The sequence below is a fragment of the Arthrobacter sp. MP_M4 genome, from assembly GCF_035984855.1.
Taxonomy (GTDB): domain Bacteria; phylum Actinomycetota; class Actinomycetes; order Actinomycetales; family Micrococcaceae; genus Arthrobacter.
The window spans coordinates 28589-49591 of record NZ_JAXCHX010000028.1; the positions used below are offsets into that span (position 1 = coordinate 28589).

The following is a 21003-nucleotide window of genomic DNA, read 5'->3' on the forward strand; positions in this document are numbered from 1 at the left end:
GGCTGACAGGGTCGTACGTATGGAAATTTTCCCTCTTACAGCTCCGAGTAACACCCGACGCGTCGTTGACCTGAGCCACACCATTGCAGAAGGCGTCATCACCTATCCTGGCCTCCCTGCCCCAACGTTTGAGTCCTACCTTTCCCGAGCCGATTCACCCTCCCGTTTCGCCCCTGGAACGGAATTCACGTTGGATACGATCTCTCTGATCGGCAACACGGGCACCTATTTGGATAGCCCGTTCCATTGCTTCGCAACTGGAGCAGACTTGGCCTCCTTGAACTTGGAGACCCTGGTAGGCCTTCGAGCTGAGGTAATCCATGTTCCAATCAAGTCCGGAAGGGGCATAACTCCTGCCTTGCTTCAGAACAGGGACCTGAAGGGCGCGGCAGTCCTCTTCTACACCGGCTGGGATCGCTATTTCGGCACACCGGAGTATGGAGTTGGCGCGCCTTTTCTGACAGAAGACGGTGCCAGGCATCTGGTCCAGGCGGGGGCTGCACTCGTCGGGATCGATTCACTGAACATCGACGACAAGGATTCCAGCGGCGAAAGACCGGCCCATACACTTTTGCTGGCTGCTGGTATTCACATAGTCGAGCACCTCACCAACCTCGGAAACGTACCCGAGCAAGGGGCACGCTTCACGGCCGCACCTCCAAAAATCGAGAATTTCGGAACGTTCCCAGTCCGAGCCTATGCAGAAATCTGATCTCCCACGTGCGACGGCAAGCCGCTACTGACTGCGGTGTTTAGCCGTGGCAAACATTGGCTCATGAGGGACTTCAGCACGCTAGGACCCTGGCCGGAGTGGCTACTGATTCCCACACCGCAACACCACCACCCAGGTAGGAGCCAAATGTCACCCCGTGAAGCTGGAGCAATCCCGCGAACGGCCCGCTCGTCGGCACACGTGCCGACGGCCGCCGTGGTGTGGGGGGTGATCATCGGAACAGGGCAGGTCGCTTCACCGCTGGCGGTATGGTGGCTCACACCGTCCACTGTCTATGCCTTCGGTCTTGCGGTTATCGCCTCGGTTTACATCGGTTTTGCTGTAGCGGACGGGCGTACCAAAGTGCTCGTGGTGGAAACCGGCGTTGCCGCCGTCTTTATTGTGGGCGCTGCATCGGCGGTCACGGGCCCTGCCTGGATTTTGTTCGCGTGGTTGGCAACACACGGGCTGAAGGACCTGTGGCAGCATCGTACGAAGTTCGTACGCAACACCCGGTGGTGGCCACCTTTCTGCGCCACTGTCGACTTCGTCGCCGCAACGATTCTTGCTGTGCTCCTCGTTACGGGAACAGGCTTCCATGCCTGACCGCGAGTCCAGTACGCATCAGCTGCCCTCTATTGGCGAGGAACCCACGCCTTTAGGATGGGGTGAGATCGTCAATCTGAGTTGCGACATCAGGAGGGCCGGTTTCTGCGCCCGGCTTTTGGCCGATGCGCCAGTTGGAGGGGCGGGTCCACGCAAACGTCTAAAAGAGGAAGACCACAGATGAGCAACGACATTGACCACATGGCCGACAATGAAAGCACCACAGGCCGGCGCCTCGACCGCAGTCAATATATTCTGGAGTTCTGTGACACTTTTGAGGGACCCGATCTGCAGAGCACCAAATGGATTCCGAGCTACCTCCCGCAATGGAGCAATACCGAACGAGCACGGGCCAGGTACCGCCTCGATTCCGGGGTGCTGGCCTTAATGATTGAAGAGGACCAGCCCCCTTGGTCCCCGGAACACAATGGCGGCCTCCGCGTTTCCAACCTTCAAACCGGGGTGTTCTCAGGGCCACTGGGAAGCACCGCAGGCCAGCACAAGTTCACAGAGGGGCTAATAGTCTGCGAGGCCCAGACTGAGCAGCGGCTGTACACCCCTCACTACGGACTCATTGAAGCCCGCGTTGCTGCCATCGCCGATCCCGCCTGCATGGTGGCGTTGTGGATGATCGGCTTTGAAGACGTCTCGGAACAATCGGCAGAAATATGTATCTTCGAGATCTTCGGCTCCGACATTGGCTCTGACACCGCAATAGCAGGACTCGGAATACATCCGTTCGGCGACCCCCTCCTGCACGATGAGTTCCTGAAAATCCAGTTGGATGCTGACGTAACCGATTTTCACACTTACAGTGCTGATTGGACCCCGGACTGCGTCAACTTCTACTTCGACGACCAGTTCGTTGCCAAAGTCGAGCAGTCGCCGAACTACCCGATGCAGCTCATGCTCAATGTCTACGAGTTCGAGGGCGCACCCCCCTCTCCGTATCCAAAGAAGTTTCTGGTTGACTGGGTCCGCGGCTACCAACAGGCAGACCCGGCTGCGGCACGCGCAAAGCCCGCATCCACGGTAAATGTCTGAAGTTCAGAACCTGAAGTCGCGCCACGCTCTGGCGATCATCCAAACGCTCGAACGCCCGGAAGCGGTCGGCATCAATCCGGAACCGGGCACGAGCAGATGGCAAGTCTGAAACTTTTAGCCACGGGATGGCCCAGGCGCTCTATCAGGGCAAGCTTTTCCACACCGAACTCAACGGCCAGCGCAGCATCAATTTAGACCAGGACCTGGTGTTCGACCACTGCGACCTGCAGAACGCATTCTCCCTGGTGGACCTGCGTGAAAACGGCGGACCCGACAGCCGGCCCCGCCTTCGACTGTCCGCGGCACTTCGACTACAAACCCAGCCGCGCCTAGGACATCGACGGCGCACGGGACTCCCGTCGCCGCCAACATGCAGGTCTGCTCTCAAACCCATCCTTCCGGACGAACGGCCTTACGCGAGACCTTCAGCTCAAAACCCGAACGCCAGACCTGTTACGAGTTGCATCATCCGCCAGCCGTTTCACCAACTAGCCGGGTTAGAACGGCTAGCCCGCGCCTTCCTCGTTCAGACGGGCCAGCAGCAGGGCCTCGGCGACGATCGCGTTCCGGAAATCGCCCAGGTGCAGCGATTCATTAGCGCTGTGGGCGCGGGAATCGGGATCCTCGACGCCAGTAACCAGGATCTGCGCATCCGGGTAGACCTCGGTCAGGTCCGCGATGAACGGGATGGATCCGCCGATCCCCATTTCCACCGCGGGTACGCCCCAAGCCTCCCCCAGAGCCCACATGGCAACGGACGCGGCCTTCGAGCTGGTGTCCGTCAGGAAGGAGTTGCCGCTCCCCCCCGGTGTGAACACGACCTGCGCGCCGAACGGCGCGTTGTCTTCTACGTGCCTGCGGACCATCTCCATTGCTGCCGCCGGATCCTGTCCGGGGGCAAGGCGGAGGCTGAACTTGGCCCGTGCGCGCGGCAGTAGGGTGTTAGAGGCGACGTCCACGGCCGGGGCGTCAAAGCCGATGATGGACAGTGCCGGTTTGGTCCACATGCGTGAGGCAATGCTCCCGGTCCCGGCGAGCTTCACGCCCTCGAGCACGGAGGCGTCGGCGCGGTACTCCTCCTCAGAGAGGTCCACGGCGACGTCGTCCCGGCTCACCAGGCCCTCGATCGCGACGCTGCCGTGGTCGTCGTGGAGGGTCGCGATCAGGCGGGCCAGCAGGGTCGGAGCGTCGAGTACCGGGCCGCCGAACATGCCCGAATGCACCGCGTGGTCCAGGACTTGGACTTCGATGGTGCCGTCCACCATGCCGCGCAAGCTGGTGGTCAGGGCAGGAATGCCCACCTTCCAGTTACTGGAGTCGGCCACGACGATCACCTCCGCGCGCAGCAACTCGCGGTGCGCCTCGAGGAACGACCGGAACGTAGGCGATCCCGCCTCCTCTTCGCCCTCAAAGAAGAATGTCACGCCCAGGCCCAGTTCATCCCCGAGCAAACGTGTCAGGGCCGAGTAGGCAGCAATATGAGCGAGGATGCCGGCCTTGTCGTCCGCGGCACCGCGGCCGAAGAGCCGCCCGTCGCGTTCGACTGCGGTGAAGGGTTCAGTTTCCCAGAGTGCGAGGCTGCCCGTGGGCTGGACGTCGTGGTGGGCGTACAGCAGCACGGTGGGTTTTCCCTCGGCGGCCGGGCGACGGGCGATGACGGCTGGCCCGCCTGGCGTACCGTCCTCCTTGTCGCAGCGGAGAATCCGGACGTCGTCGAATCCGCTGGCCCGCACCAGGGCCGCGACTGCATCGGCGCTGCGGTTCAGCGGGGCCGGGTCGAAGCCTGGCCCGGCGATGCCCGGGATGGCCACAAGGTCCTTCAGCTGGCTGATCGTTTGATCGAACGATTCGGCGACGGCCTGACGGACCGCTACGGCATCGATGGTGGTGGTCTGCGGGTTCCCCGCGATGGATGAAGTCATGGCCAACACACTACCCGTGATCGATCAAATTTGCGTGCCAGCGCACATATATCTCACGGCAGAAGCTTTGTCGTCAGAGTCACCCGGACTGTTGATCTTTTTGACAACGAGTTCTTGGAGAGGGGGTTCAGGGTTGCTGACGGAAGCTTTGTTGCTGCGAAATCTGAGCTGATCTACGAGATCGCGCCGGGGCGGGGGCCGGTAAGGGGCCGTAAACTTCGCCTGCGGCTTCCTTGGTCTTGGGAAGAACAGGGAAGATTGCAGAGTCCTGGCCAGTCGGCCTCGTTCAGACTCGGAACCGGCCCGTTGATAGCACCCAACCCTCGGAAGTCGGTACCGCCGAGTTCGGGGACTCTGTCTTTACGAAATTAGCCGGATCATCCGCTGTAAATCGAGACTCAGCCATCGCTCGCTTTGAAGACCTTGAACGCGTGGCCGCAGAGTTGTGCGAACCCATTGGGTACCGGTTTCCGCCCTTACCTCAAGCGGAGGACGACATTGATGGCGACTATATCGAAACCATTGCGACCCAGATTCCAACAGCGCTCAAGCTGGAGTCGCAGGACCTCATTCTCAACCTGGCTAGCCCGATGGAACGCCGTGGCATAGTTGTGGCCGTGAATTCGTGAAGGGCATGACGGCGCGTCACGAGCTTCTAAGCGACTTCAGCGACCAGTCATTGCCTTGGCTGATGGTTCGCCCCATAGCTGGGCCTCCCGAGCGGGGTAGTCCTAACCCTCGGACTCGATGCAGTACGAGGGGCCGTCCTTTTCGCGCGCGAGCTGGGACCGGTGCCGGACCAGGAAACAGGAATAGCAGGTGAACTCGTCCTCGGCCTGGGGAATGACCTGAACAATGAGTTCCTCGGAGACAAACTCCCCGCCGGGAGTTGGGCCTCATCCAGTGCGTCGGATTCGTCCAGCTCCCGGACGATGCTCTGGGCGTTCGGTGCGTTGGCGGACTGCAGCGCCTCAAGGGAGCGGTCCTGGGATTCCTTGACGTCGGAACGTACTTCGTCGTAATCGGTTGCCACTTAGGTCATTCTCTTTTCTGGCGTTCTTAGCTGGTGGGATTGCAACGGACACCTTGCTCGGGTTTGAACTTGCCAGCTTTCAGTTCTACGACACGTAACGGTCAGAAGGGACGTGGTAAAGCAGGAGGTCGATGAAGAAGTCATCTCCATCGACGTCGAGGTGGTATTGCCGGCCGATGAAAGCGAAGCCGGGCCCGAACTCGGCCAGCGTCTGCGCCATGCGCAGCGTCATGGCCTCCTCGATGGCATGTTCCTGGGCGTCCTCGGTGAGACCAAGGAAGTCGAGTACCAGGCGGTCCTTGGCAACCTCCCGCGCCAGGTCGTTACCTTGCCCGGGCCAGTCCTGCCTCGAGGTTGTTCGGGGCCGCACCGCTCCGCGTGTGGAGGCGGGTGAGGATCTGATGTTCCAGCGCGGCCACCGAACAGCCATGCCCGGCAGCTCTGGCCGCGTACCACCGGCGCAGCTCATGGTCGTCCAGCTAGCTCAGGAGCGCGACGTTGTGGCTCCAGCTCAATTGTCCAGACGGTGTCTGGACAATTGAGTCCCGGGCCGTTCCCTGCCGCAGCGAGCGCACGCACGTTGTAGAGATTGCTTCTGGAGAATCCTTTCAGGTGGGAAAACTCCGTCCTAAGGTCGCGTACCAGCCGGTCCAGAACCTTACTCCCCCATGGCTCGCTCATCTGCCTGTCCAGGATCGTCCGCCCAATGCTCCAGTAAAGCTCGATCATGGCTGATTCACCACGCGCTGCGCGCGCTGTTGAGCTTCGCGTACGAGCCCTTTCAGGGTCGTGAGGGCAGCGGCATAGTCTGGTGCGGGCATTGCTGGAGGCCCTTCGACCCCGTCAATATAGGGGTGGATTGTGAAAAAGTGAATCATCTCTAGGGTCTTGCTGTGCGCCGTAGTGGCCTTTATGCGCCGGGTTTGATCGTCTAGCTCGGTGGGTCACCGACTCGAGGATACCGGTGCTCACAGTTTGCGTCCGTTCGCGGCTTGCGACGAACTGCTTACGGATTTCGCCACGACGGCGGTTTGAACGAGCGGAACCTGGCCTCTAGACCAGCCGATTGTGAGCGTTTGCGAGGCCGGCCGCGAGAGCGTGCATGCGTCCGGCCTCGAGTTCGTCAATCGCCACAGTGGTATCCATGGGGGCTGTCGGGTGCGGTCACCGACAGGGTGACCGCACCCGACCGCTTTCATTGGCGAGTGGCGATGGTTTCTTTTTCGATCACCGGCGCGCGGGTGGGCGCATGCAGCGTAATCGCAGCCAGCAGGGCGCCGGCGAGGGCAATCACGGCTGCGCCGATGAATGCTGAAGAGAATCCAGTGGTCAGCGCCGGAAGGTTCCCACTTTCCGTCGCACCGTTCGCGGCTGCAATTGCTGTCATCGCCGCCAGGCCGAGTGCGGATCCGACCTGATAGCTTGTGCTGACGAGGCCGGAAGCGAGACCGCCCTCCTGCGGCGGGGCGCTGGAGATCGCCGTGCCGAGGGTAGGGATGAACGCCAGGGACATCCCGAGTGCGGCCAGGAGCGACGCCGGGAGGACATCCACCCAGAAGTTCCCGTCCACGCGGGCGAAGGACAACCACATCAGGGCGCCTGCGAGGGCGATGAGACCGCTCACGCTCATCGCTTTCGGCCCGAATCGCGCGGTGAGTCGCGGTGCAAGCACGATCATGGTGATCATGATGAATGCGGTCATTGGCAGGAGCGCGGCACCGCTGGGGAACGCCGAGTAGCCCAGGACTTGTTGCAGGTAGAGATTCAGGAAGAACCACATCGGGATCCAGGCGGCGGCGAGCAGCAGCTGGGCTAGGTTGGCCGCTGCCAGATTTGGGATACGGAAGATCGACAGTCGCATCAGTGGCTCCTTCCGGCGGGCCTGAACGAGCACGAACAGTGCGAGCAAGGCTGCGGCTCCGGCGAGAGTTCCCCACGTTTCTACACTGGCCCATCCGGCCTCGGGCGCTCGGACAATCGCGAAGACACCGAGGGCGAGTCCGGTGGTGACGAGAAGGGCGCCGGCGATGTCGATGGAGCCGCGAATGCGCGGTCCGTCTGCCGGGAGTGCCTTGGCGACGAGGGCCACAACCACGAGGGCGAGCGGGATGTTAATGAAGAAGACCCACGGCCACGACATGTACTCGGTGATGACCCCGCCGAGGAACACACCCGCTGTTCCCCCTGCCGGTGCGGCCGCACCATAGAGGGCCAATGCACCACCGAGCTCCTTCGGGCTCGACCCGAACGTCTTCATCAGCAGCGTGAGTGCCGCGGGTGCGATGAGTGCCGCACCGGCTCCCTGTACGCCGCGTCCGATCAACTCGAACGCGACGTTCCCGGCAAGCCCCGCGACGGCGGAACCGGCGAGCAGTACGATCCAGCCAGTGGTGAACATCCGTCGGGCGCCGAAGGCATCCCCTAGACGCCCGCCGAGCAGTAGGAGCCCACCGAATGTGATGACGTAGGCGTTGAAAACCCAGGACAGGTTCTCGGGGCTGAAGCCCAGTTCCTCCTGGATTCGCGGCAACGCTACGCCCACGATTGAGGTGTCCATGATCACGACGAACTGCGCGAGTGCGATGAGGAAGAGCGCTAGCCTCTTCTTCCCCGGCCCCGGTGTTGATTGAGACATTCCAGATTCCCTTCGATTGCGCCGTTGTTGGCGATTTCACAACTCTAATTAATACCCTACGGGGGTATGGTATCTAGAATACCCCTCATGGGTATATGGTTGAGCATACCAGTACCCCCTAGGGGTATATTTCGAACCAGCAGAGGAGAATTCGGATGACAACGAGCGAATATCAGGTGACCGGAATGACCTGCGGTCATTGCGAGACGTCGATCCGGGAAGAGATCGGCCAGATAGCAGGCATCCAGTCGATTGATGTGAGCGCCAAGACCGGCAAGCTTGTCGTGACCAGCCAGGCCGAACTGGACGACGCAGCAGTCCTCGCAGCGGTCAGGGAAGCCGGCTACGGGGCGGTGCGTGTCCCGTGAAGGTCCCCGTAAAGCTCGGACTCTTTGGAGTGGGACTGGCGGCCCTATTCACAGCTTCATTTGCTACCGCAGGCGCAGTGGTCCCCGCCCAGACCGCGGCGGCCTGGACACAGTCGACGGAAGGACATGTCATGGACAGCAACGACACACAGCCGGCCGCCTCAGTGAAAGGCCTGTCGATGGAGCAGGACGGGTTCCTCTTGGGGAATGTCTCCTCCCCCGGCACGGCAGGTCAGGAGGGAACCCTCTCGTTCACGATCTCCGACGCCAAAGGAAAGCCGGTCACCGACTTCGAGGCCTCCCACGACAAGAAACTCCACCTGATCGTGGTGCGCACGGACGGAACCCAGTTCCGCCATGTGCATCCCACCATGGACGCCCATGGCGTATGGTCACTGCCCTGGAAGTGGAACGCCGCCGGCAGCTACCGGGTCTATGCGGACATCGTCCCGGCAGCAACGGGACAGAACATCACTCTGACCCGCACGGTCCAGGCGGCCGGCGAATTCACCCCCGCCACGCCGGCTCCGGCGTCCGCCGCGGAAACGGTCGACGGCTACAACGTGGACCTCACCGGCACGCTGAGCGCCAGTGAACATGCCATGCTCACTGTCTCGGTTTCCCGTGACGGGAAACCGGTCATTACACTGCAGCCGTACCTGGGTTCCTACGGACACCTTGTCGCCCTGCGCGAAGGGGACCTGGCCTACCTGCACGTCCACCCCGAGGGCGAGGAACCCCGCCCCGGCGCCATCTCCGGCCCGGACGTGAAATTCATGACCGAGGCCCCGACCCCGGGACGCTACCTGCTCTACCTGGACTTTCAGGTCGACGGACAGGTCCACACGGCCGAATTTGTCCTCAACGCCACCGGAACCGCGGCCGCTCAGCCCGCAGCTCCGGGCAAGTCCGCCGGGCCCACCGAGTCGGCGGATCCGGGCGAGTCTGCCGGACATTCCGGCCACTGACCACCATAGACGCCACGAGCCTGGTCCATCCCGTGATCAGGAAGCGCACCACCGAGGAGGACCCATGTCTGCAACATCGGCCCAGGCGCAAAAGCTGGGCAACATCATCGAGCTTGAGATCGGAGGGATGACCTGCGCCTCGTGCGCGATGCGGATCGAGAAGAAACTGAACAAGCTCGACGGCGTGATCGCGACCGTGAACTACGCCACTGAAAAGGCGAAGGTCACCGCGCCCGCCGGCCTGGACCCGCTGGCGCTGATTGCCGAGGTCGAAAAGACCGGTTACACGGCGGCACTCCCCACGCCGAAACGGACCCAGGAGGCGAACGCCGATGCGGAGCAGCCCGACACGGAGCTGACATCGCTGCGGAACAGGCTGATCACTTCAATCGTGCTGTCGGTGCCGGTCATCCTGATGGCCATGATCCCGGCGCTGCAGTTCAACTACTGGCAGTGGGCGTCCCTGACGCTCGCCGCTCCCGTGATCGTGTGGGCGGCATGGCCGTTCCACAAGGCCGCGTGGACCAACCTGCGCCACGGCGCGGCCACGATGGACACGCTGGTCTCGGTCGGCACGTCCGCTGCGTTGCTGTGGTCACTCTTCGCACTGTTCTTCGGAACCGCCGGACAGCCGGGCATGACCCACGGGTTCTCGTTCACCATCAGCCCCTCGGATGGTGCCGGGAACATCTACCTGGAAGTCGCCGCCGGAGTGACCATGTTCATCCTGGCCGGGCGTTACTTCGAGAAGCGGTCCAAGCGCCAGGCGGGGGCCGCCCTGCGCGCCCTGCTGGGGCTGGGGGCCAAGGAGGTCGCGCTGCTCCGGGACGGGGTCGAAACCCGGATCCCCGTCGAGCAACTGTCGGTGGGCGACGAGTTCGTCATCCGCCCGGGTGAAAAGATCGCCACGGACGGGGTGATTGTCGCGGGCACCTCGGCGGTGGATGCGAGCATGCTCACTGGCGAGTCAATCCCTGTCGAAGTCGGCGAGGGCGACGCAGTGACCGGCGCGACCGTCAACGCCGGCGGCCGCCTGGTCGTGCGCGCCACCCGGGTCGGCTCGGACACCCAGCTGGCACAGATGGCCAGGCTCGTTGAAGACGCCCAGTCGGGCAAGGCCGAGGTCCAGCGCCTTGCCGACAAAATCTCCGGGATTTTCGTGCCGATCGTCATCGCCGTGGCCGTCGTGGTGCTCGGAGCCTGGATCGGTGCCGGCTTCCCGCTCAGCGCCGCGTTCACGGCCGCCGTCGCGGTCCTCATCATCGCCTGCCCCTGCGCACTCGGACTCGCCACGCCGACCGCGCTGCTGGTCGGCACAGGACGGGGGGCCCAGCTGGGCATCCTGATCAAAGGCCCGGAAGTACTCGAGTCCACCCGCAAGATCGACACGATCGTGCTCGACAAGACTGGAACGGTCACTACGGGCAAGATGACGCTGCTTGACGTGTTCACCGCCGACGGAACCACCCGCGAGGACGTCCTGAGGCTGGCCGGCGCACTGGAGGACGCCTCCGAACACCCGATCGCCCAAGCCATCGCCAAGGGCGCAACGCAGCAGATCGGATCACTTCCGGTACCGGAGTCGTTTACGAACGTCGAAGGCAAAGGCGTGCAAGGCACCGTCGAGGGCCATGCCGTGCTCGTCGGGCGCGAGAGCCTGCTGGCGGACTGGTCCCTGCACCTTCCCGGCAAGCTCGCCCTCGCGAAGGCCACCGCGGAATCCCAAGGCAAGACCGCAGTCACGGTCGCCTGGGATGGTGAGGCCCGCGCAGTGCTGGTCGTCGCCGACGCGGTCAAGGCCACCAGCGCCGAGGCGATTGCCCAGCTCAAAGCGCTCGGGCTGACTCCGGTGCTCCTGACCGGAGACAACCGGGCGGTCGCCGAGCAGGTCGCGGCCGAGGTCGGAATCACCGAGGTCATTGCCGAAGTGATGCCCAAAGACAAGGTCGACGTAGTCACCCGCTTGCAGTCCGAAGGGAAGGTCGTGGCGATGGTCGGCGACGGCGTCAACGACGCCGCGGCCCTCGCCCAGGCCGACCTGGGCCTGGCGATGGGAACCGGGACGGACGTCGCGATCGAAGCTGCAGACATCACACTGGTGCGCGGGGACCTCCGCTCCGCCGTCGATGCCATCCGCCTGTCCCGCAGGACCCTCGGCACCATCAAGACAAACCTGTTCTGGGCCTTCGCCTACAACGTCGCAGCCATTCCGCTGGCCGCGTTCGGACTGCTGAACCCGATGCTCGCCGGAGCCGCCATGGCGTTCTCCAGCGTATTCGTAGTCAGCAACAGCCTTCGCCTGCGGTCCTTCAAGTCCAAGGCGAACACCACGGCGGCCACGTCAGCACCGCACACTCCCGTGCGGCAACTGCAGGGCGTCTGACCATCCCCACCCAAAGAAAGATCAATTATGTGCCAAAATCACGCACCCGCATCACAGCCTGCCCGTCACTGACAGGGGGACCGCGCCGAGTGTCCAGGTATGCCAGGGAGCACGGCCGTCAAGACCAAGCCGAGGCAGCCGGCCTCGTCCGGGACTACGAGAGCAATCACTACTAGCTCTGCTGCGCCTCTTCCGGACCCCCTCGACACCGGCCCCGCAAAGTACAACAAACGCGGGCTAACCGGCAGCCGCCCCCACCCGGACAGCGCCACCTGGCGCTCAATCCAACGGGGCTCTTCAGGCCCGCCTGAAACATACCCCCTAGGGGTATATTGTAATTGTTATTCGCCTCAGCTCATCCGAGCACTCCCGTTCCACCGAAAGGAAACCCTTCCATGAGCAACAGCTGTTGCAGCACCAGCGCCACCGACAACGGCAAGGCCCCCGCCGCCGCCATGCCTCCTTCTGCCGAGAACCTCCTCGGGGTCAGCAGCGACGACCTCGCCGAGTGCCCCGTCATGACCGGAAGCCAGGTCGTGAAGGCAGACGCCGAATCCGCAGGCCTCTTCCGCGACTACGAGGGCAACCGCTACTGGTTCTGCTGCGCAGGCTGCGGACCCCTGTTCGACGGCGACCCGGCAAAGTACGCCACGGCCGCCTGAGCGTCTCGGGGTGGTGCCGGGCGGAGCCGGCACCACCCGACCACTCTTGTCAGAGACCCATCCAGACCAGCCAGAGGGTAAAGACCATGAACGAGCACCAGGAACACGGCGGCCACGGAATGCACCCCGGCCCTGCAGGTCCGGACGCGCCCGCCCTTCACCACGACGGTACCGTCTCAACCGTGCCTGAACACCCCTCCGCAGAGGCCGACTCCGGTCACGCCGGACATGACATTGCCGGCCACGGTGGGCATAGTGACCACGTCGGGCAGTTCCGGCGGCTGTTCTGGATCATGCTGGTCCTGGCGGTCCCGGTGGTGGGTTTCTCCGGAATGTTCTCGACGATCCTCGGATACACGCTTCCCGATGTGCCCTGGATACCGTGGATCTCCCCGATCCTGGGCACGGTCCTGTATGTGTGGGGCGGCAAACCGTTCCTCACCGGCGCCGTGGATGAACTGCGCTCCCGCAAACCCGGGATGATGCTGCTGATCGCCCTCGCGATCACCGTCGCTTTTCTCTCCTCCTGGGGTGCAAGCATTGGCCTGCTGCACCACGAGCTCGACTTCTGGTGGGAGCTTTCGCTGCTGGTCGTGATCATGCTGCTGGGCCACTGGATCGAGATGCGCTCCTTGGCCCAGACCACCTCGGCTCTGGATTCCCTGGCCGCGCTCCTGCCGGACGTTGCCGAACGCGTCGACGGCGATACGACCGTGCCGGTACCGCCGTCGGATTTGGAGCTCGGTGACACCGTCGTCGTTCGTCCGGGAGGCCGGGTGCCCGCGGACGGCAGGATCGTCTCCGGCTCGGCAAGCATGGACGAGTCAATGATCACCGGCGAGTCCCGCACCGTGCGCCGCAGTGCAGGGGGCCACGTCGTCGCCGGAACCGTCGCCACCGACTCCGGGCTCCGGATCGAGATCACCGCCGTCGGCGAGGACACCGCCCTGGCTGGAGTTCAGCGCCTGGTCACCGACGCGCAGAACTCCAGCTCCCGCGCCCAGCGTCTGGCCGACACTGCCGCGGCCTGGCTGTTCTGGTTCGCGCTCGGTGCCAGCGTCATGACCGCCATCGTATGGACCATGGTCGGCCTGCCCGACCTCGGTGTCGTGCGGACCATCACCGTCCTGGTGATCGCCTGCCCCCACGCGCTCGGCCTGGCAATCCCGCTCGTCGTCTCCATCGCCACCGAACGCGCCGCCCGCGGCGGTGTGCTGATCAAGGACCGGCTCGCGCTGGAGAGCATGCGCACCGTGGACACGGTCCTGTTCGACAAGACCGGCACCCTCACCAAGGGCGAGCCCACCGTCACCGCCGTCGAAACTACCCGCGACCACAGCGAGGACCGGATCCTGGCGCTGGCCGCGGCCGCCGAGGCCGACTCCGAGCACCCGCTGGCCCGGGCGATCGTCAATGCGGCAAAGAGCCGCGGACTTGCCATCCCGAAGGCGTCCGGTTTCGTATCGTCACCAGCGGTCGGCGTCACCGCCACAGTGGACGGAACCCGCATCCAGGTCGGCGGACCCAACCTGCTGGAGCAGCAAAGCGGCAGCGAGCTGGCCATCGCCCGTTCCTGGCGCGGGGAGGGCGCGATCATCCTGCACGTCCTGGCCGAGCGTGCGGTGATCGGCGCCCTGAGACTCGCCGACGAGGTCCGCGAGGAGTCCCGCCAGGCCGTCCAGGCGCTGCACGCACTGGACGTGCAGGTCGTCATGATCACCGGCGACGCCGAGGCTGTCGCCCAATCGGTCGCCGCCGAGCTGGGCATCGACCGCGTCTTCGCCGGGGTCCGCCCCGAAGACAAGTCAGAGAAGGTCAAAGAACTCCAACACGAGGGACGGAAGGTCGCGATGGTCGGCGACGGCGTCAACGACGCCCCCGCCCTCGCCCAGGCCGACGTCGGCATCGCCATCGGCGCCGGCACGGATGTCGCCATCGCCTCGGCAGGCGTAATCCTCGCCAGCGATGACCCCCGCTCGGTACTGTCCGTGATCGAACTGTCCCGCGCCTCGTACCGCAAGATGAAACAGAACCTCTGGTGGGCGGCCGGCTACAACCTCGTCTCCGTACCCCTCGCCGCGGGCGTCCTCGCCCCGGCCGGCTTCATCCTGCCGATGTCGGTCGGCGCGATCCTGATGTCGCTGTCCACGATCGTCGTCGCTCTCAACGCCCAGCTACTGCGCCGGCTGGACCTGCGGCCCGAAACCAGCATAAATGCGGCGCTGAAGCGCTAACTCTGCAACCATGTAGCAAGGAACGGAGAACAAAGGACAACGCCATGGAAACAATCACTCCCGCCGAGGCCACCCCAGAGTCGTGCCACACCATGCACGGCTACATCGGTGACAAAAGCAAATACCTCGCCCGCCTCAAACGCATCGAAGGCCAGGCCCGCGGCATCCACCGCATGGTCGACGAGGAAACGTACTGCATCGACATCCTCACCCAGATATCGGCCCTCACCAAGGCACTGGAAGGCGTCGCACTCGGACTCCTCGATGACCACCTCAAACACTGCGTCGTCGACGCCGCCAAGCTCGGCGGGGAGCAGGCAGACATCAAGATCAAGGAAGCCTCCGACGCCATCGCCCGGCTCGTCCGCTCTTGAAGGCTGCCAGCCCAATTCGCTAAGTCACGAGCAGACGCGCGGACGGACGCAGCCCCTCGGACTGCTATAAAGCGTCGGCGTGATGGATCAGGCCTCCAGCACGGGGTGCCAGCCTGTTGGCGGCACCGCGCTCCCCGCCCAAGGTCCGACGACGCCGGCGGACGATGATGACGGCGTTGGCCAGCGCGATCCCGGCGTTGATGACCGGGCAACCACCGGGCATCTCTTCGGCGAGGTCGTCGCCAACACATAAACCGGGCCAGCGCCGGTGCCACTCCTGACCCGAGGCCTTCGGCAATATATTGAAGAATGTCAATGTTGCGGCCATGGTCTTCAAGGCGCTGGCCGATCCGAACCGACTGCGGCTGCTCTCCATCGTCAAGGCACAAGCCTCCGGTGAATCCTGCGTGTGCGACCTGACCGAACCGCTGGACCTGGGCCAGCCCACCGTCTCCCACCACCTGAAGATCCTGGTCGACGCGGGTCTGCTGCACCGCGAAAAGCGCGGAACCTGGGCCTATTACTCCCTGGTTCCCGGGGCTCTGGAGCTAACGGCCGGACTCCTGGCTATCCTATGACCGCGCCGAAACAGTCCGCGGTCACGATCCGCCCCATGAGCGACGACGACTGGCCGGCCGTCCAACGAATCTACCTGAAGGAACCGCCATCGGCCGCGCCACCTTCGAAATCAGAAGCGGCAGACTGAAAACAGATCAACACCTCGAGACTGCCCTGCCTCCGGCTTGTCGCCGAAACCTCAGAGGGATCCCTGGCTGGGCTGGCGTCTCGGCCCGGTCCCCGTTTTCCCGCGGCTCTTCAACCCGGCACTACGGACCCAGCCGGCACATGTCGCGGCGTCGAATCCGAGCTCCCTAGCGGCCTCGAAAAACGCCTGCTACCGATCCTGCCCATACCGCACCCGCCCGGACGGATCCCTGCTCAGACGGACCACGGTCGTTGCAACGCCCAAAAGTCTGGGTGTTGCAACGACCGCTAGAACCCGCATCTGGGCACGTCCACGACAGGACGCTGATCATCATTTCTTGGGGCGGCATCTCCTGGTCTCAGTCGCCCCGGGTTTGCTTATTGTCTCGCCATTCCAGGAAATGGCGTCTCTGCAGGCTCCGCCACTTAGGCCCGTTGCATCGGTGGCCTCCACGGAAGTCAGGAAGATGCCGGGGTCACGGCGAAGGCCGGCATGATTGGGGACATCGTTAGGCGTTGACGAACGCGCCAGACTCGATCGGCAGGCCCGCTTCTACCCAGTCCTGAATACCTTCGCGGTACTTGCGCACATTGGTGTACCCAGCTGCCGCCAATCGGTTCGCTACGCTCTGACTATTCGGGCAGGACTCATTGGAGCAGTAGGTAACGATCGCAGCGTTCTTGTCCGGGAGCAGGCTCGATGCCCGTGCCGCCACGTCGGCTTCCACGAGTGGCAGCGCCTTGGGCAGGTGCTGCTGCTCGTAGTACATACCCCCTAGCGCGTCGATTACAGTGACAGTTCCCGAGTCGATTGCCAACTGGAGTTCGTCGCGGCTGATGAGTTCGACCATGATGCCTTCTTTCCATATTTATGTGCGTGTGCACACAACTATAAAGGAGTGTGCGTGTGCACGCAACATCGAATAGGATTAACTCATGCCCTCCCGCAAGAAGCTCGCCTCCGATGCTTGGGGCGCACTGCTCCAAGTACACGCTGCCCTTGTCCCAATCCTGGACAAGGAAGTCCAAAGTCAGACCGGACTACCGTTGTCGTGGTACGATGTTCTGCTCGAACTGGCAACCGAACCAGAGGGCCGACTGAGGATGAGCGACCTCGCAGAACGAGTGGTCCTTAGCCGAACCCGGGTCAGCCGGCTCGTAGACGACTTGGTCGCCCGAGGCCTGATCACCAAAGAGGGCCACCCTGACGACCGCCGCTCGGCGTACGCTGTCATCACGACGGCCGGATTGGCCGAATTCCGCGCCTCGGCCCCGGTTTACATCAGCGCGATCGAGAGTAAGTTCGCGTCCAACCTCACCAACGAGGACCTCCTGCTACTGTCGCGAGTCCTCGGCAAGATCCAGAAACCAACAGCGTGACTCCATGATGGACGCACGCCCCCACAGAAGCAGCCGATCCGTCGGCCTCCTCTCGCCAAAATCAGCCGATGCCCTCACCCGGACTTGCCGGGCCCCGTTCCAATCCGGCGTCTACGCGATAGCTAATTGGTTTTCTCGGGTCCAGGCTTCCCACTACCGTTTGGCTTCGACCATGGGGACGATGGTTTCTCCGGAGTATCCCTTCTGAAGTGGGCGTTGAATGATTTGACGGCGCCGTCCTGCCTGGGCGATTCCGGGTCGATGAATGTGGTGGACACGCCGGCGTGTTGCATCAGCTGACCAGACCCTCAGCGGTGAACTCGGGCGCGTTGTCGCTGCGGACGTAGGCCGATGTGGCAGCCGGTTTCGGCGATGATGCGCTCCCGCACTGCGACGACGTCGGAGGCCTTGAACGACCGGCACGGGATGTGCGCCAGCGGCGTGCGCGTGTATTCGTCGAAGACGTTTGAAGAACCGGATGTGCCGCCCACAGGGGGGTCCAGTGGGCCGAAAGTCACAGCTGAGAGCTCTCGTGAACTCGCAGCCTCCTTATTAGAGCCGGAAACCGGCGCCCACAGACTGTTGACGACTGACGGGACAGATCTGATCGAGGCAGAACGTTTTGCACGTGACGACCTCGGCTTCCTCGTGGGGCGCGACTCTTCCCGGGCCTGTGGTCGCTGTCCGCGATGCGACCCCTCCGGGCGTTTCCCTGCCTCGAAGGTGAGCGCGGCGTGAGCGTGGCGTGAGCGTCGGCCAGGAGTCACCCGGGCAGCGGGGAAGGCGGCATTGAGATCACGATCTTGCCGAAGTGCCGGCCATCTTCCAGGTGCTGGAGTGCCTCGTGGATCTTGTCGGCTGTGTATGTCGAGTCGACCAAGGGGCGGATGGAGTGTTCGTCGATGAACGCACCCATTTCCTCGTACATTTCACGCGATCCGGTTTCGACGCCATGAATTGTCACGTTTTTGCTGACGAACTCGTAGGTGTTGATAAGCGCCGCCAAACCGGCGATGAGCCCGATGAAGGCGATGGCTCCCCCGATTTTCACGGCCCCCAGGGAGTGGTTCAAGTTCTCGCCGCCAATCGTCTCGATGACGTGGTCAACGCCCTCCCCGCCAGTAAGTCTGAGGACTTCCGAGGCCACATCGGGAGTCTTCCGGTAGTTGATCGCTTTGAGGGAACCCAGCGCGTGCAATTTGCGGATTTTTTCGTCGCTGCTGGAGGTGATGATGGGGACCGCTCCAAGTGCAAGAGCGAACTGCAGCGCGAACAACGAAACGCCGCCGGTGCCGTGAATGAGAACCGTTTGGCCTGGCTGGATGCGTCCGCGGCGCACGACGGCGTGCCAGGCGGTAAGGGCAGCGACCGGCAGCGTTGCGGCGTGCTCGTCGTCGAGGGTGCGTGGTGCGCTCACGGCCTCGTCCTGATCGATCGTGACGTATTCGGCAAGCATGCCGCGGTTAGCCGGGCCGCCTATAGGGGTCACGTACGTCTCACGCGTGAGCGGTCCGGACTGCCACTTGGGTAGGAATATCGCCGAGACTCGGTCCCCGACGGCGAATCGGTCTGTGCCCTCGCCGACTTCGACAACCGTGCCCACCGCGTCGGAAACTGGCACCACACGGTGGGCCGGCTTCCAACCACCCTTACCGCCAATGACCAACAGGTCCCGATAGTTAAGGGACAGCGCCGCGATCTTCACGAGCACTTCCCCAGGGCCGGGTGTCGGTATCGGCAGTTGGCGTGGTGAGATCTTGTCGATCCCGTCACCTTGGGTGGTCCAGGCAGTCATGGGGCCGGCGTGCCCGTACATCATGGTCGGGCTGGCGGCTGGTTGAGTAGTCATGCTAGCAATACTCCAGCGTCAAGCTCTTCAGCGACAGTGGCGTAAACGCTGTTTATGGACAAAATCCGGCCATATGATGGTGAGGTGCTGAAGAAGATAGCGGTCATCCTGCAACCACCGGTGTCTTTGTTTGAGTTGGGCGTTGTGGCGGAGGTATTTGGCGTCGACCGTTCTGCCGATGGCGTACCAAGATTCGAATACTTGGTGTGTGCCGAAACACCGGAGGAGCCTCTGTCGGCGGGGGCAGGTGCCTTCGTCACCGCGACCGGCGCGCTGGCCGATGCCGCGGACGCTGACCTGGTCGCAGTTCCCTCGTCCTCGCTGATAGCGCCGCCAAGTGAGGCCATCCTGAACGTGCTGCGGGACGCGGCCGGTCGCGGCGCCTATGTGATGTCACTTTGTTCCGGGGCCTTCGCCCTGGCGGCGGCGGGTCTTCTTGACGGCCGCACTGTGGCCACGCATTGGCGTTACGCCGATCGGCTAGCCAGCGATTACCCCGATGTGCGAGTTGATCCCGATATTCTCTACTCCCACGACGGCACAATACTCAGCAGTGCCGGCACGGCCGCAGGAATCGATGCCTGCCTGCACTTGGTGCGAAAAGAGCTTGGCACCGCCGTCGCCAACCGGATCGCCAGACGCATGGTCGTATCACCGCATCGGGACGGCGGACAGAAGCAGTTCATCGAAAGGCCAGCCATTGCCCGTTCCGAAAGAAGCCTGCAGCCCACGCTTGACTGGATCACCGAGAATATCAAGCACAGCATGACAGTCTCTGAAATGGCGCGCGTCGCCGGCATGCCCGAAAGGACCTTCGGCCGCCGATTCGCGGCGGAGATGGGCTGCGCACCACATTTGTGGCTTATCCGTCAGCGAGTTGCACGGGCCCAGGAACTGCTCGAGGAGACTCGCATGTCGGTGGAAGATGTCGCCTCTGAGTCTGGTTTCGGCGCGGCTCCGCTGCTACGGCATCACTTCATGCGGACGATCGGCATCACACCCACTGAATACCGCAGAGAGTTCTTTGACCTGAAGGATATCCGGTACTAAGACCCGCCCGGAGAAACGGCGCTTCGAACCGGGATTTTCCCCTCACCAGCACGCCTCCTGTCATGTGGCCAGAGCGCCGTGTGGTCACGTGTTGCGAAGTTCCTCCAGCGTCCCGTCGAGCAAGTGCGCGCGACGTGCAGGCAGCGCCCACACAACGCCGGCGGCCAGTTGGTAGTCGACCGGATTCCGGCCCACCGCCTCGACCCGTGCCCAATACTCCTCCGCCCGGAACCGGCCGATCTGCCTCCGCCAGGCGCAGGAAAGTCGGATGTCCGGGGCGGTCAGGCGTTGGTGCTCACATCATTCCACTAGTCCTGGGCGGCATTTTCGTCTGATCCACGAGCAGATCAGGGTCCGGCGTTGGCGGGCACGTCGGAGAGTAGCTCGCGGTAGCGCGCTGCGTGGGCCGCTAGTTCATCTGGCGTTACCCGGTACGCCGAGTGCAGGACCAGAGGCTCCGCCAGGTCGAGGCCGCAGAGGTGTGCGGTGACTTCCAGCGGGCGCAGCAGCTCGGCCATGGTGAAGCGGTTGTGCCCCGAGGGCGTGTACGACGGCTCAGGGGACGCCGGTAGAGATGACCAGATGCAGCCGCTTGCCCTGCAAAGCATCGCCGCCGGCACCGTAAGCGAAACCATATGTGAGGACCTGGTCCATCCATTCCTTCAGCATGCCGGGGACGGAGTACCAATGCTAGGGGAACTGCAACACGATCGTGTCATGCCGACGCAATAGCTCCTGCTCCCGGATTGCGTCGACACGCCGGTCCGGGTAGGCGGCGGAGAGTTCATGGACCGTGACGTGTTCCAAGTCCTTGACGGCGGCGGAAAGCTGGGCGGTGATCCGCGAGTTTTTTAGACGGGGTGTGCAACGATGACGAGGGTGCTGTGTGGAGTCATGGGAGGTGTGCTTCTTTCAGATCGGACTCGGGACCAATAGTGACGTTCTCAAGCTTGGGCACCGAGGCGAGTTGGCTGGAGGTGTTGATTACCATTGCCCGTAGATCCGGGCCAGCGCGCGTTTGGCCGCGGTGTAGGGCTCAGCCGAGGCGGTGAGGAGCGAACGCGCATTGGCCGCCTCC

The 21003-nt window shown here is 63.4% G+C and carries 20 protein-coding genes and 5 pseudogenes; 14 read left to right on the plus strand and 11 right to left on the minus strand.

Going from position 1 to position 21003, the window contains the following annotated elements:
• Nucleotides 1-19: 19 nt before the first annotated feature.
• From RCH15_RS16495 to RCH15_RS16510, 4 genes and pseudogenes are all read left to right on the plus strand, one after another.
• A complete protein-coding gene (locus RCH15_RS16495; protein ID WP_326961745.1) occupies nucleotides 20-712 on the plus strand; it encodes a cyclase family protein in 693 nt (230 codons plus the stop codon).
• 228 nt (nucleotides 713-940) lie between these two features.
• Nucleotides 941-1318: a hypothetical protein gene (locus tag RCH15_RS16500; RefSeq protein WP_326961746.1), complete on the plus strand. Its 378-nt coding sequence runs from the start codon at nucleotides 941-943 to the stop codon at nucleotides 1316-1318.
• Between the two features lie 180 nt (nucleotides 1319-1498).
• Nucleotides 1499-2362: a glycoside hydrolase family 16 protein gene (locus RCH15_RS16505; RefSeq protein ID WP_326961747.1), complete on the plus strand. Its 864-nt coding sequence runs from the start codon at nucleotides 1499-1501 to the stop codon at nucleotides 2360-2362.
• Nucleotides 2363-2384: 22 nt separating this feature from the next.
• Nucleotides 2385-2689 (plus strand): annotated as a pseudogene (locus tag RCH15_RS16510) (xylose isomerase); the annotation flags it as partial.
• Nucleotides 2690-2868: 179 nt separating this feature from the next.
• On the opposite strand, the gene RCH15_RS16515 reads toward RCH15_RS16510, so the two are convergent.
• On the minus strand, nucleotides 2869-4284 hold the full coding sequence (locus tag RCH15_RS16515) for a dipeptidase (protein ID WP_326961748.1): 1416 nt from the start codon (nucleotides 4282-4284) through the stop codon (nucleotides 2869-2871).
• Nucleotides 4285-4715: 431 nt separating this feature from the next.
• On the opposite strand from RCH15_RS16515, the gene RCH15_RS16520 reads away from it, so the two are divergent.
• Nucleotides 4716-4913: a hypothetical protein gene (locus RCH15_RS16520; RefSeq protein ID WP_326961749.1), complete on the plus strand. Its 198-nt coding sequence runs from the start codon at nucleotides 4716-4718 to the stop codon at nucleotides 4911-4913.
• 102 nt (nucleotides 4914-5015) lie between these two features.
• Here RCH15_RS16520 and RCH15_RS16525 read toward each other — a convergent pair.
• From RCH15_RS16525 to RCH15_RS16540, 4 genes and pseudogenes are all read right to left on the minus strand, one after another.
• Nucleotides 5016-5317 (minus strand): annotated as a pseudogene (locus RCH15_RS16525) (DUF4193 family protein).
• Nucleotides 5318-5402: 85 nt separating this feature from the next.
• Nucleotides 5403-5687: a PDDEXK nuclease domain-containing protein gene (locus RCH15_RS16530; protein ID WP_326961750.1), complete on the minus strand. Its 285-nt coding sequence runs from the start codon at nucleotides 5685-5687 to the stop codon at nucleotides 5403-5405.
• 95 nt (nucleotides 5688-5782) lie between these two features.
• Nucleotides 5783-6046: a DUF1016 N-terminal domain-containing protein gene (locus tag RCH15_RS16535; protein WP_326961751.1), complete on the minus strand. Its 264-nt coding sequence runs from the start codon at nucleotides 6044-6046 to the stop codon at nucleotides 5783-5785.
• A gap of 466 nt (nucleotides 6047-6512) precedes the next feature.
• Nucleotides 6513-7952: an MFS transporter gene (locus tag RCH15_RS16540; protein WP_326961752.1), complete on the minus strand. Its 1440-nt coding sequence runs from the start codon at nucleotides 7950-7952 to the stop codon at nucleotides 6513-6515.
• A gap of 155 nt (nucleotides 7953-8107) precedes the next feature.
• Here RCH15_RS16540 and RCH15_RS16545 point away from each other — a divergent pair, with 155 nt between their 5' ends.
• From RCH15_RS16545 to RCH15_RS16570, 6 genes are all read left to right on the plus strand, one after another.
• Nucleotides 8108-8320, plus strand: a complete 213-nt coding sequence (locus RCH15_RS16545; RefSeq protein WP_326961753.1) for a heavy-metal-associated domain-containing protein — start codon at nucleotides 8108-8110, stop codon at nucleotides 8318-8320.
• Nucleotides 8321-8451: 131 nt separating this feature from the next.
• The gene (locus tag RCH15_RS16550; RefSeq protein WP_326961754.1) at nucleotides 8452-9288 is read left to right on the plus strand and encodes a heavy-metal-associated domain-containing protein; all 837 of its coding nucleotides are present in this window, start codon (nucleotides 8452-8454) and stop codon (nucleotides 9286-9288) included.
• 64 nt (nucleotides 9289-9352) lie between these two features.
• Entirely contained in the window at nucleotides 9353-11671 is a 2319-nt protein-coding gene (locus tag RCH15_RS16555; protein ID WP_326961755.1) for a heavy metal translocating P-type ATPase, read from the plus strand.
• A gap of 395 nt (nucleotides 11672-12066) precedes the next feature.
• The gene (locus RCH15_RS16560; RefSeq protein WP_442784532.1) at nucleotides 12067-12333 is read left to right on the plus strand and encodes a YHS domain-containing protein; all 267 of its coding nucleotides are present in this window, start codon (nucleotides 12067-12069) and stop codon (nucleotides 12331-12333) included.
• 86 nt (nucleotides 12334-12419) lie between these two features.
• The gene (locus RCH15_RS16565) at nucleotides 12420-14567 is read left to right on the plus strand and encodes a heavy metal translocating P-type ATPase (protein WP_326961756.1); all 2148 of its coding nucleotides are present in this window, start codon (nucleotides 12420-12422) and stop codon (nucleotides 14565-14567) included.
• Nucleotides 14568-14611: 44 nt separating this feature from the next.
• A complete protein-coding gene (locus RCH15_RS16570) occupies nucleotides 14612-14941 on the plus strand; it encodes a metal-sensitive transcriptional regulator (protein ID WP_269462136.1) in 330 nt (109 codons plus the stop codon).
• Between the two features lie 64 nt (nucleotides 14942-15005).
• On the opposite strand, the gene RCH15_RS16575 is transcribed toward RCH15_RS16570, so the two are convergent.
• Complete coding sequence (locus RCH15_RS16575) at nucleotides 15006-15269, minus strand: hypothetical protein (protein ID WP_326961765.1); 264 nt, start codon at nucleotides 15267-15269, stop codon at nucleotides 15006-15008.
• Here RCH15_RS16575 and RCH15_RS16580 point away from each other — a divergent pair.
• Nucleotides 15265-15519 (plus strand): annotated as a pseudogene (locus RCH15_RS16580) (ArsR/SmtB family transcription factor); the annotation flags it as partial. The gene RCH15_RS16575 and the pseudogene RCH15_RS16580 sit on opposite strands and share 5 nt — an antisense overlap.
• 636 nt (nucleotides 15520-16155) lie before the next feature.
• On the opposite strand, the gene RCH15_RS16585 reads toward RCH15_RS16580, so the two are convergent.
• The gene (locus RCH15_RS16585; protein WP_232085219.1) at nucleotides 16156-16497 is read right to left on the minus strand and encodes a rhodanese-like domain-containing protein; all 342 of its coding nucleotides are present in this window, start codon (nucleotides 16495-16497) and stop codon (nucleotides 16156-16158) included.
• An 85-nt stretch (nucleotides 16498-16582) separates the two neighbouring features.
• Here RCH15_RS16585 and RCH15_RS16590 point away from each other — a divergent pair, with 85 nt between their 5' ends.
• The gene (locus RCH15_RS16590) at nucleotides 16583-17026 is read left to right on the plus strand and encodes a MarR family winged helix-turn-helix transcriptional regulator (RefSeq protein WP_326961757.1); all 444 of its coding nucleotides are present in this window, start codon (nucleotides 16583-16585) and stop codon (nucleotides 17024-17026) included.
• Between the two features lie 153 nt (nucleotides 17027-17179).
• On the opposite strand, the pseudogene RCH15_RS16595 reads toward RCH15_RS16590, so the two are convergent.
• Both RCH15_RS16595 and RCH15_RS16600 read right to left on the minus strand, forming a co-directional pair.
• Nucleotides 17180-17551, minus strand: a pseudogene (locus RCH15_RS16595) (DDE-type integrase/transposase/recombinase); the annotation flags it as partial.
• A gap of 238 nt (nucleotides 17552-17789) precedes the next feature.
• Complete coding sequence (locus tag RCH15_RS16600; RefSeq protein WP_326961758.1) at nucleotides 17790-18875, minus strand: zinc-dependent alcohol dehydrogenase family protein; 1086 nt, start codon at nucleotides 18873-18875, stop codon at nucleotides 17790-17792.
• An 84-nt stretch (nucleotides 18876-18959) separates the two neighbouring features.
• Between RCH15_RS16600 and RCH15_RS16605 the strand changes: the two genes are divergently transcribed.
• A complete protein-coding gene (locus RCH15_RS16605; protein WP_326961759.1) occupies nucleotides 18960-19925 on the plus strand; it encodes a helix-turn-helix domain-containing protein in 966 nt (321 codons plus the stop codon).
• A gap of 347 nt (nucleotides 19926-20272) precedes the next feature.
• Here RCH15_RS16605 and RCH15_RS16610 read toward each other — a convergent pair whose 3' ends face one another.
• Both RCH15_RS16610 and RCH15_RS19135 read right to left on the minus strand, forming a co-directional pair.
• Nucleotides 20273-20560 carry an NAD(P)H-dependent oxidoreductase gene (locus tag RCH15_RS16610; RefSeq protein ID WP_442784533.1) on the minus strand — a complete coding sequence of 96 codons (288 nt, stop codon included), beginning with the start codon at nucleotides 20558-20560 and terminating at the stop codon, nucleotides 20273-20275.
• A pseudogene (locus RCH15_RS19135) lies at nucleotides 20481-20732 on the minus strand (NAD(P)H-dependent oxidoreductase). Before RCH15_RS19135 ends, RCH15_RS16610 begins: the two are co-directional and overlap by 80 nt.
• Between the last annotated feature and the right edge of the window lie 271 nt (nucleotides 20733-21003).